Raw genomic sequence first — 16,804 nt, 5'->3', positions numbered from 1 at the left:
TTCAAGATAGATGCCATGAACCTGAAACAGATCCGCTATGCGCTGGCGGTGGCGGAAGAGCTGAACTTTACCCGGGCGGCGCAGCGCTGCCATACGGTGCAGTCGGCGCTGAGCCACCAGATCGCCAAACTGGAAGAAGGGCTGGGCTGTACGCTGTTTGAACGCACTTCGCGTCGGGTGCGGTTGACCCCCGCCGGCCAGGCTTTCGTGGCCCCTGCGCAGCGCCTGTTGGCGGCGCAGCAGGCGCTGGTGGAGGAGGTGACGGCGGCCGACGGCGCGGTGTCCGGCACCCTGACCATCGGCACCATTTCAACGATAAACGTGATGGCTCTGACCGAAAGGCTCGACAAGTTTCATCGCCACTATCCGGCGGTGAATATCCGCCTGTACGTCGGCATGAGCGAAGCGCTGCTGGAGGACGTACGCCAGCAAAAATGCGATATGGCGTTCGTCGGCATCTGGCCGGGCGATGCCGATCTGCTGCCGATGTCGCACCGGCAGTTGGCTGATGAGCCGCTGGTGGCGCTGGTGGCGCCGCAGCATCCGCTGGCCGGCCGCGAGCGGGTGAACCTGCAGGCGCTGGCGGAAGTGCCGCTGGTGGATTTCTACAGCGGCACCGGCGCGCGGCGCCAAACCGATCGCGCCTTTCAGGCGGCGGGCATTCGTCGGCACGTCAGTTTTGAAATCGATCATATCGAATGGCTGGAGAATTTGGTGCGGCGCGGGCTGGCGGCGGGCATCGTACCGATTTCGACCGCGCAACGCTTGAGCGCGCTGGTGTCGATTCCGATTGAAGACGGGCCGCGGCGCCAGGTGTATTGCATTTGGCCGCAGCCCATGTCGACTATCGCAGAGCGCTTTTTGCATTTCAGCGGCATCGATATGGCGGGGTAGGGGCGCGGCACAGGCGGCGCCCCTGAACGGTTACGGCTTCGCCGCTTCGGCGGCGGTTTTCACCCAGCCGTCGAAGGTGGCCTGGTGCGCCTTGATCCAACCGTTGACGTGGTTCTGGATGTCGGCTTCCGAAGCCTGGCCTTCATGCATGCGCAGGTTTTGCGCGTTGATGTCGGCGATCGGCAGCTTCATGATGGCGAACAGCTTGGCGGCCGCCGGATTGGCTTCGGCCCACTGCTTGTTGGCGGCGATGCGCATGGTGTTGACCGGGAAGCCGTAGTTGGCGCCGTTAGGCAGCTTGGTGTCGACGTTCTTTTGCTCGCCCGGTAGGGAGGAGAACGGCACCTGCAGCCAGACCACGTCGCGCCCTGGCACCATCACATCGCTGACCCAGTACGGCGTCCAGGTGTAATACAGCACCGGTTTGCCCTCTTTGTAGCGGGTGATGGTGTCGGCGATCATCGCCGCGTAGTTGCCCTGGTTGTGTTCGACGGTATTGCTCAGGCCATAGGCCTTGATGTGGTGGTTAATCACCGCTTCGCAGCCCCAGCCCGGGGTGCAGCCGGTCAGATCGGCCTTGCCGTCGCCGTTGGTGTCGAACAGCTTGGCGATCTTGGGATCCTTGAGCTGCTCGACGTTGGTGATGTGGTACTGTTCGGCGGTTTTCTTGTCGATCAGGTAGCCCTGCGCGGCGCCGTTGACGTAGACGCCTTCGCGGTAGAACTTGGCGTCGCCGCCGGCGGCCTTGTACTGATCGGCGTGCAGCGGATCCCAGTTGACCGCGATAAAGGTCGCGTCGCCGGAGGCGATCGAGGTGTAGGCGACGTTGTAATCCACTTCACGCGGTTCCTTCACGTCGTAACCCAATTTTTCCAGCGCCTTGCTGACCAGCAGCGTCTGGAACGTCTCTTCGGAAATGGTGCTTTGCACCGGCTGTACCGCGATCCCCTTACCGGGTAAATCTGCCGCGCTCACGCTCTGTGAGCCAATCAGCGTCGTCAGGGCGAGAGCCCAGATGCCCGTAGTGCGCATAGTGTTTCCCCTTTTTTTCGATGTGGTGGTGTCATAGCCCGCCGGGGCCGCAGCCGCCGGCGGGAAAAGCGTCAGGCTTGTTTGATGAACGGGCGAGTCAGCAGCCCGATGGGGCCGCGGCGATACCAGCGGCCGATGCCTTTGCTGCGGCGATCGCGCCCCAGCGATTGGGTGAGGCGATCGAGAATGATCGCCAGGATCACGATGCCGACGCCGCCGACGGCGGCCAGGCCCATGTCCAGCCGGCCGATGCCGCGCAGCACCATCTGGCCCAGACCGCCGACGGCGATCATCGAGGCAATGACGACCATCGACAGCGCCAACATCAGCGTCTGGTTAACGCCGGCCATGATGGTCGGCATCGCCAGCGGCAGCTGCACCTTGAACAGCAGCTGACGCGGGCTGGCGCCGAAGGATTCGGCGGCCTCGATCAGATCCTCCGGCACCTGCTTGATGCCCAGAATGGTCAGGCGCACGATCGGCGGCAGCGCGAAGATGATGGTCACCACCACGCCCGGCACGTTGCCGATGCCGAACAGCATGACGATCGGCACCAGGTAGACGAAGGCCGGGGTGGTCTGCATGGCGTCGAGCAGCGGTCTAATCACCTTGGCGGCATGCTTGCTGCGCGCCAGCCAGATGCCGAGCGGCAGGCCGATAAGAATGCAGAAGAACAGCGCGGTCAGCACCAGCGCCAGCGTGACCATCGCCTGCGACCAGGCGCCGATGGCGCCGATGGCGACCAGGGAGAGCAGCGTGGCGGCGCCCATGCCGAGGCCTGAGACCTGCCAGGCGAGCAGCGAGAACACCAGAATGGCGATCGGCGCCGGCATGCCCTGCAGAAGCTGCTGGAAGCCGCTCAGGATCATGTCGACCGGCACGCGGATGCCCTGGAACAGCGGGCGGAAGTGCAGCACCAGCCAGTCGATGCCTTGTGTGACCCAGGCGTCGAACGGCACCCAGGCTTTGTGGAACGGATCGAGCAGGCTGAAGTGTTCCGGCTGCGCCGGGGCGCCGCTGAGCCAATCGGCGCCTGACGCGGCGGCGTCATGGGCGGCCGGCGGCGCGCTGGACCAGGCGTCGCCGGCGTTGGTGGCGGCATCGTTTGCGGGTGCGGCGCCGGCATCGACCGGTGCGGTAGCCCAGGGATCTTGGGTTTGCGTGGTATCACTCATTGGCGGAGCCCTCCTTGTCCAACGCCTGCAGCAGCATGGCCTTGGAGATGATGCCGAGATAGTTATGTTCTTCGCACACCACCGGCACCGCGCACGGCGCCTGGGCGACCAGGGAGATTAGATCGCTGAGCGGCGTGTCGGCCGGCACGGCGGCGGGGGTCTCGAGCAGGGCATCGTCCAGCGTTTGATTGGCGGACAGCGCCTTTTTCAGCGACTCTATCGACACTACGCCGATAAATTTCTTCCCGCGTTCAACAACATAACCATAGTCCCGGTCCTCATCGCGCAGCAGCTGCAGCGCCGAGCGGGGGCCAAAACCGGGGGTTTTGCGGATCAGCGTCACCGGGCGCCGTTGGGCGATATCCTTGGCGCTGAACACATGACTGATGTCCACGCCGCGGAAGAAGGTGCGCACATAGTCGTTGGCCGGGTTATTCAGGATCTCGTCCGGCGTACCGACCTGGATCACCTCACCGCCCTGCATGATGGCGATGCGATCGCCGATGCGCATCGCTTCGTCCAGATCGTGGGAAATAAACACGATGGTGCGTTGATGCTGGGCCTGTAATTTCACCAGTTCATCCTGCATTTCGGTACGAATTAACGGATCGAGCGCCGAGAAGGCTTCGTCCATCAATAATATATCCGGGTTATTGGCCAGGGCGCGGGCTAATCCCACGCGCTGGCGCATACCGCCGGATAATTCATCCGGATAAGACAGCGCATAATTCTCCAGCCCGACCTGGCGCAGGGCGTCCAGCGCTTTTTCCTGGCGCTCCTGCAGCGGTATGCCGGCTAATTCCATACCGAAGGCGGTATTATTCAGGACATTCATGTGCGGCATTAGCGCGAATGACTGAAATACCATGCTGATCTTATTTCGCCGTACGGTACGCAGCGCGGTGTCGGATATTTTGGCGATGTCCTCACCGTCGATCAGTACCTGACCGCGGGTGGGTTCTATCAGACGATTGAGAAGGCGTACCAGGGTGGACTTGCCGGAACCGGAGAGCCCCATGATGACAAATATCTCGCCTTCTTCAATGGCCAGAGTGGCGTCTTTTACGCCGAGCGATAAGCCGGTTTTTTCAAACAGCCGATCTTTTGTCAGACCTTTATCCAGCAGTTTGAATGCGCGTTCCGGGTGTTCGCCAAATATCTTATACAGGTTCTTTACTTCAAGTTTAATTGCCATGCAATTTGCTGTTTCCTCTGGTTTAATTAAAGCGATATGAGCTGTCCTTAGCAAAATAAAAGAGCTTTTTACCCTAACACAGTGAATATCTGAGACAACCCTGAATGTCGTTTAAATGGGATATTAGTGGTTTACATCAAGGTTTTAATTAGTTATGGTAATTTGGCCCGCGACTCAAAATTGACGGCCGTTATTCGCCATAATGGATTGGTTTTGGGGGAAATAACGCGGCGTGAAGCAATGGGATATTTCGCTTCTGCGTCTGCCGTTCGGATAATAAAAAACCCGACCAGAGGCCGGGCAAAAGTCATCAGTATTTCATCAGTTTTAACGACAGGTGCCGATATCGAGGGGGATATCGTCGGGCGCTATGTTATCGCCGTAATATGACAGCCAGATGGCAGCCTCAGGCCTTGCGATACAGCCGCCGCGGATGGCCGATATTGCCGTACAGCATCTCCACCCGCACGAACTGGGTGGCGACGCAATATTCCAGATAACGGCGGGCGGTGGTCTTGCTGATGCCGACCTGCTCCACCACGTCTTCCACCGCATGCGCCACCGCCGGCTGGGCGATAAACAGCGCCTGCACCAGCTCGAGGGTATTGGTTTCGATGCCTTTGGCGCTCGGCTCGCTGGAGAACTGCTTCGACTGCAGGTTGTACAGCGCATCGACGTTGTCCTGATCGATAATCTTGAAGGTGCGCTGGGTCTGCACAAACTGCATGAAGCGTTCGAGCGAATTGCGCAGTCGCTTGTAAGACACCGGCTTGATGATGTAGTCGAAGGCGCCGTTGCGGATCGCCTGGCTGCAGGTATGCATGTCGCTGGCGGCGGTGATGAAGATCACCGAGCAGGCGGGGTTCTTCACCGCCGGTTCTTCCATCAGCTCGATGCCCTGGCCGTCCGGCAGGAAGTTATCCAGCAGAATCAGCCGCGGCTGATGCGTATTGGCTTTGGCCCGCGCTTCGGCCAGCGTGGCGGCGTAAGCCACCACCCGCAGGTTGAAATTTTTCTCGATGAACTCCGCGTGCAGCGTCGCCAGTTGCGGCTCGTCTTCCACGATCAGAACGTCCAGTGCTTGGTGTGACATAATCGGGTGCTCAAAAAATCGGGTTATGGGTTTTATTTAGGGATAAATATAGAGAATATCGCGCCGTGCGGCTCGTTGTCCGACACTTCTATGCTGCCGTGCGCCTGCGCCACGTGGCTGGCGACCAGATGCAGGCCGATGCCGTGGTCGCTTTTATCCGCTTTGGTGGTGACGCCCTGTTCAAACAGCGTATCACGAATCTCCTCGGCGATGCCGGTGCCGCGATCCGCCACCTCGATCACCAGCTCGTCGCTGCCGTCGCTGATATAAAGCTCGATCGCTTCGTGCGGGGCCGGGTAGTGCAGCGTCGCCTCCACGGCATTATCCAACAGGTTGCCGACGATCGACATCAGTTCGGTCTCATTCAGCGCCGCCGGGATCTGCCGCAGCTGGCAGGCCGGATCGAAGCGCAGCTCGATGCCTTTTTCTCTGGCGCTGGAGTATTTGCCCAGCAGCAGGCCGCACAGCGCCGCCGAGCTGAAGCGCTGCGAGATGAAATCGAGGATTTCCTGCGCGCCCTCCGACTGGGCCTCCACGTAGCGGATGGCCTCGTCGTAGCGCTGCATATGCAGCAGCCCGGCCAGCGTGGCGGTCCAGTTCAGCTGCTCGTGGCGCATGATGCGCAGGTTGTCGGCATAGCGTTTCACCTGGCTGAGCTGGCTGCTCAGGGTATTGATATCGTTCTTGTCGCGGAAGCTGATCACCCAGCCTTGCAGCTCCTGTTCCTGCATGATGCGCACTCGGCTGGCGATCACCCGCACGTGGTTGAAGCGGCACACCTCGTCGTGCGTATCCTGGCCCAGCTGCGCGGCGGCGAAGAAGTTCGGCTGCGCCTGGATCACGTCGCCGAGCGGCCGGCCCAGCAAGCCGGCGGCGGGCTGGTGCAGATCCAGCAGCTCGCGCGCCGCATGGTTGATGGTGATGATCCGCAGCTGCGGATCGATGGCGATCACCCCTTCATAGATGGCTTCCAGCAGCGCTTTTTGTTGGCGCACCAATAGCGCGATCTCTTTCGGCTCCAGCCAGAACATCTGGCGCTTGAGGTTTTTCGACAGCAGCCAGGAAAAGACGAACAGGGCGATCAGCAGCAGGACGATGGAGCCGATAATTTGCGTCAACGTCCTGGCATTTAAATTATCGATATGCGATTTCAAATAGCCGACCGAAACGATGCCGATCACGCGATTATTTTCATCCACGATCGGCGCCTTGCTGCGCAATGAAACGCCAATGCCGCCCTTGCGAATGGAAATAATGCTTTTTCCTTCCAGCACCTCTTTATTATCGCCGCCGATCATCGGCGTGCCCAGGCGGCCTTCATATTCGGAATGATAAAGGTGGCGGGCATGATTATCGCCGATGACGATATAACTGGCGTCGCTGCTGGCGCGGATTTTTTTCATCAGCGCGGCGATCCGGGCGGCGTCGTTGTTCTCCACTGCGTCCACCAGCGAAGGAATGAGGGCGATTTCCCGCGCCTGTACCTGGGCGCGGGCGCCGAGATCGCGGTGCAGCTGCGCATCCAGCTGGTAATAGGTATAGGCGCCGATACAGGTCAGCAGCAGGCAGGAGAAGGCCACCAGGCACAGAAACAGCTTGATTTGAAATGAGAGTTTGAGGCGCATGGCGGTGCTTCACCGTAAAGAGATCCTGAAGCCTTACCCTATCACGAGAAGCGGGGTCTGTAATATTGCGCCCGATCAACTTGTGATCCCTCACACGGGATTAGAGTGAACCGGACGAGAATTGTTCGTCTGCGATAAAGTTGATAAGCTTTAAAATAAAAACGGTATTAACACCATTAAAACCACGCCGGTTTTTACATAATCTTAATTAACCCCATAGAAACCATAACCACCATTAAAAACCCTTTTTAACTTTGAACATAATCACAGCAGATAATCCGTGCGCTTCTCTATGATGGCTGAACAAACTAATAAGAGGCCAGATTATGAGCACAACAGATGATTCTTACCTCGTAGCCAAAGACAAGGCCGCCGATATTCCTCTGCGTGAGAAATGGTGGCGGATACTGGACAATTATAAAGTAGGGATTATTCCGTTACCGTTCTTTATTCTGGCCGGTGTATTGATTCTGCTCGACTGCCTGGAAGGCAAATTGCCGAGCGATATCGTGGTGATGGTGGCCACCCTGGCGTTCTTCGGTTTCGCCTGCGGCGAATTCGGCAAGCGCCTGCCGCTGATCGGCAAAATGGGCGCGGCGGCGATCTGCGCCACCTTCATTCCTTCCGCGCTGGTGCACTACGGCCTGCTGCCGGACGTGGTGGTGGAGTCGACCACCAAGTTCTACAAATCGACCAACATTCTTTATCTCTACATCTGCTGCATCATTGTCGGCAGCATCATGAGCATGAACCGCCAGGTGCTGATCCAGGGCTTCCTGCGCATCTTCATTCCGATGCTGTGCGGCGAGATCGTCGGCATGCTGGTGGGGATGGGCGTCGGCATGGCGCTGGGCCTGGAGCCGTTCCAGATCTTCTTCTTCCTGATCCTGCCGATCATGGCCGGCGGCGTGGGTGAAGGGGCGATCCCGCTGTCGATGGGCTACGCGGCGATCCTGCACATGGAGCAGGGCGTGGCGTTGGGGCGCATTCTGCCGATCGTGATGCTCGGCAGCCTGACCGCCATCGTCATCGCCGGCCTGCTCAACCAACTGGGCAAGCGTTATCCGCACCTGACCGGCGAAGGCAGCCTGATGCCGAGCAAGCAGGGCGACAGCGACATGAACGCGGTGGAAAAAATCAGCGGCAAGGTGGACGTCAGCACCATCGCCTGCGGCGCGCTGCTGGCCATCCTGCTGTATATGGTAGGCATGCTGCTGCACCGCCTGATCGGTCTGCCGGCGCCGGTGGGCATGCTGTTCGCCGCCGTGGCGGTGAAGCTGGCGCACGGGGTGTCGCCGCGCATTCAGGAAGGCTCGCAGGTGGTGTACAAATTCTTCCGCACCGCCGTGACTTATCCGATCCTGTTCGCGGTCGGCGTGGCCATCACGCCGTGGCAGGAGCTGGTGGACGCGTTCACCGTACAGAATCTGATCGTGATCGTCACAACCGTCAGCGCGCTGGTGGCGACCGGTTTCTTCGTCGGCAAGAAAATTGGCATGCACCCTATCGACGTGGCGATCGTCTCCTGCTGCCAGAGTGGGCAGGGCGGTACCGGCGACGTCGCGATCCTCACCGCCGGCAACCGCATGTCGCTGATGCCGTTCGCCCAGATCGCGACGCGTATCGGGGGCGCTATCAACGTCTCGCTGTCGCTGCTGGTGTTGGCCAAGTTCTTCGTATAACTCCTATAAATCCTTAGCGTTACTTTGCCTTTCCCCGCCCCCGCGGGGATTTTTTTTGCCCGCGTGCCGGCCGTACGCGCGGGTAGGGGTAATACCGGTTACGCTGCCTGTTTCATGGCGGCGTCGTACCAGGCGAAATAGCGCTCTACGCCGCGGCGGCCGGATTCGATCAGCGCGCGTTTCTTCTCCTCGCTGATGCCGAACTCCAGCGTGCCGACGTCGAGCGTGTCGACATACACGGTGCGCTTCCAATCGTCGCTGTCCAGGTGCACCTTGGTTTGGATGTCCAGCATCACGTTGGCCACCGCCAGGGTGAAATCAAACAGGTTGTTGACCGGCGTGCGCGGGCCGGCCTGCCCGGCGGCCTGGGCGATTTCGCCGGCGGAGTCCAGGCGAAGGCCCAGGGTGCGGGTGTTGATGCGCTGGCTGGAACTGTCGATATAAGGCGGCGTGGCGGAAAAGTCATAGTCGAACAGCCGCACCGGGTAGTTGTCGATCATGCCGCCGTCGATGCACAGATCGCCCAGGGTATTGTTCTTCGCCACGAAGGCGAACGGGAACGACATCGAAATGCGCAGGCCGTCCGCCACTTTCATGCGCGGCGTGGTGCGATGCGAATAGACCTCGCGCTGGCCGCTGTTGAGGTTGGCGCCGATAAAGTAAATCGACTTGAACCCTTTCGCCGCTTTCATCGCTTCGAACTGCTCGAAGGTAATATCCGGCTTGCCGGTATATTGCTTGATAATATCGCGCGACCATTGATAGAAATAATCGCCGGGCGCGATGCCGTATTGATTGAACAGGCGGTAGGCGTCCTGGAGCGTACCGAAAAAGCCGCCGTTATAATCGAGGAATTTTTTAAAATCCATCGCCGACAGAATTTTGGTGACGTCCGCCGAGCTGCAGCCCAGTCCGACCAGCAGCGCGGCGATGGCGCCCGCCGAGGCGCCGGAGGTTTGCTTGATCTGCGGCATGATGCCTTTGGCTTCCAGCAATTCCAGTGCGCCTCCATAGGCGATGCCTTTTACGCCGCCGCCTTCAAAGACCAGATTTTCGAATTGATAGTTCATGATATTTCCTCACTCTTGGTTTAGGGAGTAAGAAAAATAACCAAGTGGCGAGCGAGAAAATATGGATTGGGGTTGTGTGGCTCGGCAAACAAAATTATTCATAATAAATATATTATTTATATATTTATCAAAGGCATTTATTAAACAGGCGCATCGGGCCTTTTGCGTCAATACTTAGCGCTGTCCAATTCTCGCAAGGAGTCATCATGTTCTGGAAACGTTGTCTGCTGGGCGCGGCGCTGGCCGTTATGTCATTACAGGCCGGGGCCGCCGCGCCGCAGGCCAAAACCCCGACGCCGGGATTTTACCGCATCATGCTGGGCAGCTTTGAAGTGACCGCGTTGTCCGACGGCGTCATTCGCCTGCCGGCGGACAAGCTGTTGCTGAACACCACGCCGCAGCAGATCGCCGCCGGGTTGGCCGAGCGGCATCAAAGCCTGCCGGTGGTCACCTCGGTCAATGCCTATCTGATCAATACCGGCGACAAGCTGGTGATGATCGACAGCGGCGCCGGCCAGCTGCTGGGCGACGGCCTGGGCAAACTGGTGGATAACCTGCGCGCGGCGGGCTACCAACCGGAGCAGGTGGATGAGATCTACCTGACCCACATGCACCCGGATCACCTCGGCGGACTGACGCACGACGGTAAGGCGGTATTCCCCAATGCGGTGGTGCGCGCCGCCAGCCAGGACGCGGACTTCTGGCTGAGCGCCGACCAGCTGAAACGGGCCAACGCGGAAAATAAAAGCAACTTCGAAAGAGCCCAGGCGGCGATCAAGCCTTATCAGGCGGCCGGGCACTTTAAGCCATTCAACGGCGACGGCGAGCTTTCGCCGGGCATCGCCGCCTATGCCGCCCATGGGCATACGCCGGGCCACAGCGTCTATCAGGTGACGAGCCAGGGCAAAAAGCTGCTGTTGCTGGGGGATTTGATCCACGTAGCGGCGGTGCAGATGCCGCATCCGAAGGTGGCTATCAGCTTTGACAGCGACGCTAAGGCGGCGGTCGCTCAACGGCTGCGGGTGTTCGGCGACAGCGCGCGGCAGAGCGAGCTGGTGGGCGGCGCGCACCTGTCGTTCCCAGGGTTGGGCTACCTGAACCGCCAGGGCGAAGGGTACAACTGGGTGCCGCTGAATTACGGCGCGCTGTAACGCACTCGGTCGCTACCGGTTGCGCTCGGCGAACACCCGGCTGAACCAATCGAGAAACACGCGCACCCGCGGCGAGAGCTGGCGGTTGCGCGGATAAAGCAGCGAGACCGGCATCGGCGGAGAAGGCCAATCCGGCAGCAGCGGCAACAGGCTGCCGTCGGCCAGATCGCCGCGCAGGTGATAACGCGGCACCTGAATGATGCCCAACCCGGCGCGGGCGGCGGCGACCAGGCTCTCCGCCGCGCTGACCGACACCGTCGCCGGCAGCGTGATGGGCTGCGCTTGCCCCGCCACCGTGAACGCCAGCGGCATCAGCGCGCCGGTCGCCGAAGAGCGAAAACCCACCATGCGGTGATGGCGCAGGTCGTCCAGGCTTTGCGGCGTGCCGAAGCGCTGCAGGTAGGCCGGGGCGGCACAGGTCACCTCTTCCAGCTCGCCCAGGCGGCGCGCCACCATGTCGCTGTCCCGCAGTTTGCCGACGCGCACCACGCAGTCGATGCCCTCCCGTAGCGCGTCCACCAGCCGATCGCCTTCGCTCATATAGAGCTCGATATCCGGGTATTGCGCCAAAAAATCAGGCAAGTCGGGCAACAGAAAATGGCGCGCCAGCGTGCCGTGCACCTCGATGCGCAGCAGCCCGCGCGGTTTGGCGCCGGCGAACGCCATCTCCGCCTCTTCGATGTCCGCCAGAATGCTCAGGCAGCGCTGATAGTAGGCTTCGCCGTCCAGCGTCGGGCTGACGTGGCGGGTGGTGCGCTGCAGCAGCCTGACCTGCAGCCGGGCTTCGAGCTGTTTGATGGCGTCGGTCACGGTGGAGCGCGGCAGGTTCAGATCCTGCGCCGCCTGGGTAAAGCTGCGTTGTTCTACCACGCGGGTGAACAGGCGCATGGCGTCGATTCTGTCCATGATTGTTCGTTTATTTCGGATAGTGATAACGAAGAATAGGGGATTATTCGCCGTGCCGAAAGGTGCATGATGACAACTCACTGACCCAGGAGGAGAGACTTATGCAGCACGCCACTCAACGCGTCGCCATCGTCACCGGCGCATCGCGCGGCATCGGCGCCGCCATCGCCGAGCGTCTGGCCGCCGACGGTTTTACCGTCATCATCAACTATTCAGGCAACCCGGCGCCGGCCGATGAACTGGTGCGCAAGATAGAACAGGCGGGCGGCCGCGCGCTCGGCGCCAAAGCCGACGTCAGCGATGCGGCAGCGGTTTCCCGATTGTTCGACAGCGCCGAACAGGCGTTTGGCGGCGTCGACGTGCTGGTCAACAACGCCGGGGTGATGGCGCTGGCACCGGTGGCGGACATGCGCGATGAAGACGCGGATCGCCTGATCGACATCAACCTGAAAGGCAGTTTCAACACGATGCGCGAGGCGGCGAAGCGCCTGCGCGACAACGGCCGCATCATCAACTTCTCCTCCAGCGTGGTGGGGCTGCTGCAGCCGGGGTACGGCATGTATGCCGCCAGCAAGGCGGCGATCGAGGCGCTGACCAGCGTGCTGGCAAAAGAGCTGCGCGGCCGCAATATCACGGTGAACGCCGTTGCGCCGGGGCCGACCGCGACCGGGCTGTTCCTCGACGGTAAAACCCCGGAGCTTATCGAGCGGCTGGCGAAGATGGCGCCGCTGGAGCGCCTGGGCACGCCGGAAGATATCGCCGCGGCGGTGGCCTTCCTCGCCGGGAACGACGGCGGCTGGATCAACGGCCAAACCCTGCGCGCCAACGGCGGCATCATCTGATTGACGACGCGCCGCCGCAGGATCGGGTATCCTGTGGCGGCACACATCACATCAAGGGCGGTTTATGGCGGGCGACAATCAGCAATTCCAGCACGGCGTGAGATCGCCCTGCGTCAGCCTGTGCCGCATCGACGACGAAACCCAGCGGTGCCGGGGATGTCGGCGCACGCGGGCGGAGATCGCCGCCTGGCCGACCGCCAGCGACGCGGAGAAACGCGCTATTTGGCGGCGGCTTGAGCTGCGTGCGGCCTTCAAGCAAAACACATAGTCGCGGGAGCACGACACGTCGCACTCCCGCGAAAGCCTTTTCCTGATACGGCCAGCCAGCCCTCAGAAATCCCAGTCCTCATCCTCGGTGTTGACCGCCTTGCCGATGACGTAAGACGAACCGGAGCCGGAGAAGAAGTCGTGGTTTTCATCGGCGTTCGGCGACAATGCCGACAGGATAGCCGGGTTGACCTCCGCCATCGCCGGTGGGAACAGCGCTTCATATCCCAGATTCATCAGCGCCTTGTTGGCGTTGTAGTGCAGGAAGGTTTTCACGTCTTCCGTCCAGCCGACGCCGTCGTACAGCTCCTCGGTGTAGCGCACCTCGTTGTCGTACAAATCCTGCATCAGGTCGAAGGCGAAGTTTTTCACCTGCCGGCGCCGCGCGGCGTCCACTTTCTCCAGCCCTTTCTGGAACTTATAGCCGATGTAGTAGCCGTGCACCGCCTCGTCGCGGATGATCAGGCGGATCAGATCGGCGGTGTTGGTCAGCTTGGCGCGGCTCGACCAGTACATCGGCAGATAAAAGCCCGAATAGAACAGGAACGACTCGAGGAACACGCTGGCAACCTTCTTCAACAGCGGATCGTCGCTGCGGTAGTGGGCCAGAATGATGCCGGCCTTTTTCTGCAGCGCGCGGTTTTCCTCGCTCCAGCGGTAGGCATCGTCCACGTCCGGCGTTTGGCACAGGGTGGAGAAGATTGAGCTGTACGAGCGGGCGTGTACCGCCTCCATAAAGCTGATGTTGGAGTACACCGCCTCTTCGTGCGGCGTCAGCGCATCGGCGATCAGGGCCGGCGCGCCGACGGTGTTCTGGATGGTGTCCAGCAGCGTCAGCCCGGTAAACACCCGAATGGTCAGCTGCTGCTCCTTCGGTGTCAGCGTGGCCCAGGAGGGGATATCGTTGGACAGCGGCACCTTCTCCGGCAGCCAGAAGTTGGAGGTCAGGCGGTTCCATACCTCCAGATCCTTGTCGTCTTCGATGATGTTCCAGTTGATGGCGCGCACCAGCGGCGCCGATGTTAGGGTCGTCATAAGTTGCCTCACAGCGAGCAGGACACGCAGCCCTGCACCTCGGTGCCTTCCAGCGCCATCTGGCGCAGGCGGATGTAGTAAATGGTCTTGATGCCTTTGCGCCAGGCGTAGATCTGCGCGCGGTTGATATCGCGGGTGGTGGCGGTATCGCGGAAGAACAGCGTCAGCGACAGCCCCTGATCGACGTGCTGCGTGGCGGCGGCGTAGGTATCGATGATCTTTTCCGGGCCAATCTCGTAGGCATCCTGGTAATACGCCAGGTTGTCGTTGGTCATGTAGGGCGCCGGGTAGTAAACGCGGCCGATCTTGCCTTCCTTGCGGATCTCGATGCGCGAGACGATCGGGTGGATGCTGGAGGTGGCGTTGTTGATGTACGAGATGGAACCGGTCGGCGGCACCGCCTGCAGGTTCTGATTGTACAGCCCGTGCAGCATCACCGACTGGCGCAGCGCGCGCCAGTCGTCGCGGCCCGGAATGGCGATGCCGGCGGCGGCGAACAGCTCGCGTACCCGCTCGGTTTGCGGCAGCCAGTCGCGTTCGGTGTACTTGTCGAAGTACTCGCCGCTGGCATAGCGGGAGTGTTCAAAACCGTCGAAGGCGCCGCCGCGCTCGATCGCCAGCCGGTTCGAGGCGCGAATGGCGTGATAGGCCACGGTATAGAAATAGAGGTTGGTGAAGTCGATGCCTTCTTCCGAGCCGTAGAAAATGCGCTCGCGCGCCAGGTAACCGTGCAGGTTCATCTGGCCCAGGCCGATGGCGCGGGCGCTGCGGTTGCCCTCGGCGATCGACGGCACCGAGCGGATATCGCTCATGTCGGCCACCGCAGTCAGCGCGCGGATCGCGGTCTCGATCGCCTTGCCGAAGTCCGGCGCGTCCATGGTTTTGGCGATGTTCAGCGAGCCGAGGTTGCAGGAGATGTCCTTGCCGATGCGATCGTAGCTCAGATCCTCGTGATACGTGCTGGCGCGGTTGACCTGCAGGATCTCCGAACACAGGTTGCTCATGTTGATGCGTCCGGCGATCGGGTTCTCCCGGTTGACGGTGTCCTCGAACATCACGTACGGGTAGCCGGATTCGAACTGGATCTCCGCCAGCACCAGGAAGAACTCGCGCGCGTTGATGCGCGACTTGCGGATGCGCTTGTCGTCCACCATCTCGCGGTACTTCTCGCTGACGGCAATCTCCGAAAACGGCACGCCGTACACCCGTTCGACGTCGTAGGGCGAAAACAGGTACATCTCTTCGTTGTTCTTCGCCAGCTCGAAGGTGATATCCGGGATCACCACCCCCAGCGACAGCGTTTTGATGCGGATCTTCTCGTCGGCGTTTTCCCGTTTGGTGTCGAGGAAACGCAGAATGTCCGGGTGGTGGGCGTTGAGATACACCGCGCCGGCCCCCTGGCGCGCGCCGAGCTGGTTGGCGTAGGAGAAGGCGTCTTCGAGCATTTTCATGATCGGAATGACGCCGGAGGACTGGTTCTCGATGCGCTTGATTGGCGCGCCCACCTCGCGAATATTGCTCAGCAGGAAGGCCACGCCGCCGCCGCGTTTCGACAGCTGCAGCGCGGAGTTCACCGCCCGCCCGATCGATTCCATATTGTCTTCGATACGCAGCAGGAAGCAGGAGACCAGCTCGCCGCGCTGGCGTTTGCCGCAGTTGAGGAAGGTTGGGGTGGCCGGCTGGAAGCGGCCGGAAATCATCTCCTCCACCAGATCCTGCGCCAGCCCGGTGTCGCCCGCCGCCAGCGTCAGCGCCACCATGCATACCCGATCTTCGTAGCGCTCCAGATAGCGTTTGCCATCGAAGGTTTTGAGCGTATAGCTGGTGTAATACTTAAAGGCGCCGAGGAAGGTCTCGAAGCGGAATTTTTTGGCGTAGGCCTGCTGGAACAGCTGCTTGATAAATGGGAATTCGTACTGCGCCAGCACCTGCGGCTCGTAGTAGCCTTCCTCCACCAGATAGCGCAGCTTTTCCTCCAGGTTATGGAAGAACACGGTGTTTTGGTTGACGTGCTGCAGGAAGTAGTGCCGCGCCGCCAGCCGATCTTTATCGAACTGGATCCGGCCTTCCGCATCGTAAAGATTGAGCATCGCGTTGAGCGAATGGTAATCCAGCGCGCCCGTCTCGGGCCTGGTCAGTTCTGTCGTTGCCAAAATGCGGTTACTCCCTGTCGAACGTTTTCAACGTCTTGCGTCGTGCCGAGCAGCTCGAAGCGGTACAAAAAAGGCACCTGGCATTTTTTGGCGATGATGTCGCCGGCGATGCCGTACGCTGCGCCGAAGTTGGTGTTCCCGGCGGCGATGACGCCGCGCAGGTATGAACGGTTTTGCGGAACGTTGAGAAAGCGGATGACCTGGATCGGCACCGCGCCGACGGCGCTGCCGCCGCCATAGCTGGGCACGATCAAGATATAGGGTTGTTCCATCAGCAATTTGCTGCGGGCACCGGCGATCGGAATGCGGATCGCCGGCAGGCCCAGTTTCTCAACGAACCGATGGGTGTTCTCCGAGCTGCTGGAGAAATAGACCAGCGGATTCATCGGCGGGCCTCAGCAGGTGAGCGCCAGTGCGCCGATCTTGTCCGGCCGGAACCCGGACCAGTGATCGTCACCGGCGATAATCACCGGAACTTGCTGATAACCTAAGGATTTAACGTGGTTCAGCGCCTGCTGATCCTGGGTGAGATCGATCACCTGATAATCAATCCCCTGTTTATCAAATGCGCGATAGGTGGCGTTGCACTGGACACAGTCCGGCTTACTGTAAATAATAATGCTCATGATTCGCATTTACCTTTAGGCTGAAGGAAAGGCGGACAAGTCAGATAACGGAGCATCG

Annotated in this window: 17 protein-coding genes; 6 read left to right on the top strand and 11 right to left on the bottom strand. The window is 60.5% G+C overall.

All coding sequences use genetic code 11. The features are described from left to right. The first annotated feature begins 15 nt into the window (after window positions 1-15). Window positions 16-894: a LysR family transcriptional regulator gene (locus V8N38_RS19750; RefSeq protein WP_147840220.1), complete on the top strand. Its 879-nt coding sequence runs from the start codon at window positions 16-18 to the stop codon at window positions 892-894. Between the two features lie 30 nt (window positions 895-924). Here the strand turns inward: V8N38_RS19750 and proX are convergent, their stop codons facing one another. From proX to proV, 3 genes are all read right to left on the bottom strand, one after another. After that, window positions 925-1,926, bottom strand: a complete 1,002-nt coding sequence (gene proX, locus V8N38_RS19745) for a glycine betaine/L-proline ABC transporter substrate-binding protein ProX (RefSeq protein WP_033635697.1) — start codon at window positions 1,924-1,926, stop codon at window positions 925-927. A gap of 71 nt (window positions 1,927-1,997) precedes the next feature. After that, on the bottom strand, window positions 1,998-3,101 hold the full coding sequence (proW, locus tag V8N38_RS19740) for a glycine betaine/L-proline ABC transporter permease ProW (RefSeq protein WP_147840219.1): 1,104 nt from the start codon (window positions 3,099-3,101) through the stop codon (window positions 1,998-2,000). After that, on the bottom strand, window positions 3,094-4,296 hold the full coding sequence (gene proV / locus V8N38_RS19735; protein ID WP_147840218.1) for a glycine betaine/L-proline ABC transporter ATP-binding protein ProV: 1,203 nt from the start codon (window positions 4,294-4,296) through the stop codon (window positions 3,094-3,096). The genes proW and proV overlap by 8 nt, the downstream gene beginning before the upstream one ends. Window positions 4,297-4,422: 126 nt before the next feature. Here proV and V8N38_RS19730 point away from each other — a divergent pair, with 126 nt between their 5' ends. Beyond that, entirely contained in the window at window positions 4,423-4,686 is a 264-nt protein-coding gene (locus V8N38_RS19730) for a hypothetical protein (protein ID WP_139159287.1), read from the top strand. Between the two features lie 16 nt (window positions 4,687-4,702). Here V8N38_RS19730 and V8N38_RS19725 read toward each other — a convergent pair whose 3' ends face one another. Both V8N38_RS19725 and V8N38_RS19720 read right to left on the bottom strand, forming a co-directional pair. Further along, window positions 4,703-5,389, bottom strand: coding sequence for a response regulator (locus tag V8N38_RS19725; protein ID WP_048234594.1), 687 nt, complete (start codon window positions 5,387-5,389; stop codon window positions 4,703-4,705). 32 nt (window positions 5,390-5,421) lie between these two features. Next, on the bottom strand, window positions 5,422-7,014 hold the full coding sequence (locus tag V8N38_RS19720; protein ID WP_089186396.1) for a sensor histidine kinase: 1,593 nt from the start codon (window positions 7,012-7,014) through the stop codon (window positions 5,422-5,424). 326 nt (window positions 7,015-7,340) lie between these two features. Here V8N38_RS19720 and V8N38_RS19715 point away from each other — a divergent pair, with 326 nt between their 5' ends. Next, window positions 7,341-8,696 carry a 2-hydroxycarboxylate transporter family protein gene (locus V8N38_RS19715; RefSeq protein WP_033635692.1) on the top strand — a complete coding sequence of 452 codons (1,356 nt, stop codon included), beginning with the start codon at window positions 7,341-7,343 and terminating at the stop codon, window positions 8,694-8,696. A gap of 98 nt (window positions 8,697-8,794) precedes the next feature. Here the strand turns inward: V8N38_RS19715 and V8N38_RS19710 are convergent, their stop codons facing one another. Next, on the bottom strand, window positions 8,795-9,766 hold the full coding sequence (locus tag V8N38_RS19710; protein ID WP_048234592.1) for a patatin-like phospholipase family protein: 972 nt from the start codon (window positions 9,764-9,766) through the stop codon (window positions 8,795-8,797). A 206-nt stretch (window positions 9,767-9,972) separates the two neighbouring features. On the opposite strand from V8N38_RS19710, the gene V8N38_RS19705 reads away from it, so the two are divergent. Next, window positions 9,973-10,917, top strand: a complete 945-nt coding sequence (locus V8N38_RS19705) for an MBL fold metallo-hydrolase (protein WP_087762380.1) — start codon at window positions 9,973-9,975, stop codon at window positions 10,915-10,917. A gap of 12 nt (window positions 10,918-10,929) precedes the next feature. Here V8N38_RS19705 and V8N38_RS19700 read toward each other — a convergent pair whose 3' ends face one another. Next, window positions 10,930-11,823, bottom strand: a complete 894-nt coding sequence (locus V8N38_RS19700) for a LysR family transcriptional regulator (protein ID WP_048234590.1) — start codon at window positions 11,821-11,823, stop codon at window positions 10,930-10,932. 101 nt (window positions 11,824-11,924) lie between these two features. Here V8N38_RS19700 and V8N38_RS19695 point away from each other — a divergent pair, with 101 nt between their 5' ends. Continuing rightward, on the top strand, window positions 11,925-12,665 hold the full coding sequence (locus tag V8N38_RS19695; RefSeq protein ID WP_060425092.1) for an SDR family oxidoreductase: 741 nt from the start codon (window positions 11,925-11,927) through the stop codon (window positions 12,663-12,665). A gap of 64 nt (window positions 12,666-12,729) precedes the next feature. Next, window positions 12,730-12,933 (top strand): DUF1289 domain-containing protein, encoded by a 204-nt coding sequence (locus V8N38_RS19690; protein ID WP_060425090.1) that lies wholly within the window; start codon window positions 12,730-12,732, stop codon window positions 12,931-12,933. Between the two features lie 62 nt (window positions 12,934-12,995). On the opposite strand, the gene nrdF is transcribed toward V8N38_RS19690, so the two are convergent. Genes nrdF through nrdH form a run of 4 tightly spaced genes read right to left on the bottom strand, consistent with a single transcriptional unit; the run spans window position 12,996 to window position 16,746 of the window. Next, window positions 12,996-13,967, bottom strand: coding sequence for a class 1b ribonucleoside-diphosphate reductase subunit beta (nrdF, locus tag V8N38_RS19685; protein ID WP_038872807.1), 972 nt, complete (start codon window positions 13,965-13,967; stop codon window positions 12,996-12,998). A gap of 8 nt (window positions 13,968-13,975) precedes the next feature. After that, on the bottom strand, window positions 13,976-16,120 hold the full coding sequence (nrdE, locus tag V8N38_RS19680; protein ID WP_147840217.1) for a class 1b ribonucleoside-diphosphate reductase subunit alpha: 2,145 nt from the start codon (window positions 16,118-16,120) through the stop codon (window positions 13,976-13,978). Beyond that, on the bottom strand, window positions 16,102-16,506 hold the full coding sequence (gene nrdI / locus V8N38_RS19675; protein WP_004928930.1) for a class Ib ribonucleoside-diphosphate reductase assembly flavoprotein NrdI: 405 nt from the start codon (window positions 16,504-16,506) through the stop codon (window positions 16,102-16,104). The genes nrdE and nrdI overlap by 19 nt, the downstream gene beginning before the upstream one ends. A 9-nt stretch (window positions 16,507-16,515) precedes the next feature. After that, window positions 16,516-16,746 carry a glutaredoxin-like protein NrdH gene (gene nrdH / locus V8N38_RS19670; RefSeq protein WP_004928934.1) on the bottom strand — a complete coding sequence of 77 codons (231 nt, stop codon included), beginning with the start codon at window positions 16,744-16,746 and terminating at the stop codon, window positions 16,516-16,518. Window positions 16,747-16,804 lie beyond the last annotated feature (58 nt).

Origin of the sequence: Serratia nevei, assembly GCF_037948395.1 — a bacterium.
Classification (GTDB): Bacteria; Pseudomonadota; Gammaproteobacteria; order Enterobacterales; family Enterobacteriaceae; genus Serratia; species Serratia nevei.
The sequence above is the reverse complement of the archived record's forward strand: the minus strand, read 5'-3'. Positions and strand labels throughout refer to the sequence as shown.

Excerpts from the sequence above, each read along its gene's own strand:
- V8N38_RS19750 (WP_147840220.1), top strand. The coding sequence starts at position 16 with ATGAACCTGAAACAGATCCGCTATGCGCTGGCGGTGGCGGAAGAGCTG.
- proX (WP_033635697.1), bottom strand. The coding sequence starts at position 1,926 with ATGCGCACTACGGGCATCTGGGCTCTCGCCCTGACGACGCTGATTGGC.
- proW (WP_147840219.1), bottom strand. The coding sequence starts at position 3,101 with ATGAGTGATACCACGCAAACCCAAGATCCCTGGGCTACCGCACCGGTC.
- proV (WP_147840218.1), bottom strand. The coding sequence starts at position 4,296 with ATGGCAATTAAACTTGAAGTAAAGAACCTGTATAAGATATTTGGCGAA.
- V8N38_RS19725 (WP_048234594.1), bottom strand. The coding sequence starts at position 5,389 with ATGTCACACCAAGCACTGGACGTTCTGATCGTGGAAGACGAGCCGCAA.
- V8N38_RS19720 (WP_089186396.1), bottom strand. The coding sequence starts at position 7,014 with ATGCGCCTCAAACTCTCATTTCAAATCAAGCTGTTTCTGTGCCTGGTG.
- V8N38_RS19715 (WP_033635692.1), top strand. The coding sequence starts at position 7,341 with ATGAGCACAACAGATGATTCTTACCTCGTAGCCAAAGACAAGGCCGCC.
- V8N38_RS19710 (WP_048234592.1), bottom strand. The coding sequence starts at position 9,766 with ATGAACTATCAATTCGAAAATCTGGTCTTTGAAGGCGGCGGCGTAAAA.
- V8N38_RS19705 (WP_087762380.1), top strand. The coding sequence starts at position 9,973 with ATGTTCTGGAAACGTTGTCTGCTGGGCGCGGCGCTGGCCGTTATGTCA.
- V8N38_RS19700 (WP_048234590.1), bottom strand. The coding sequence starts at position 11,823 with ATGGACAGAATCGACGCCATGCGCCTGTTCACCCGCGTGGTAGAACAA.
- V8N38_RS19695 (WP_060425092.1), top strand. The coding sequence starts at position 11,925 with ATGCAGCACGCCACTCAACGCGTCGCCATCGTCACCGGCGCATCGCGC.
- V8N38_RS19690 (WP_060425090.1), top strand. The coding sequence starts at position 12,730 with ATGGCGGGCGACAATCAGCAATTCCAGCACGGCGTGAGATCGCCCTGC.
- nrdF (WP_038872807.1), bottom strand. The coding sequence starts at position 13,967 with ATGACGACCCTAACATCGGCGCCGCTGGTGCGCGCCATCAACTGGAAC.
- nrdI (WP_004928930.1), bottom strand. The coding sequence starts at position 16,506 with ATGAATCCGCTGGTCTATTTCTCCAGCAGCTCGGAGAACACCCATCGG.
- nrdH (WP_004928934.1), bottom strand. The coding sequence starts at position 16,746 with ATGAGCATTATTATTTACAGTAAGCCGGACTGTGTCCAGTGCAACGCC.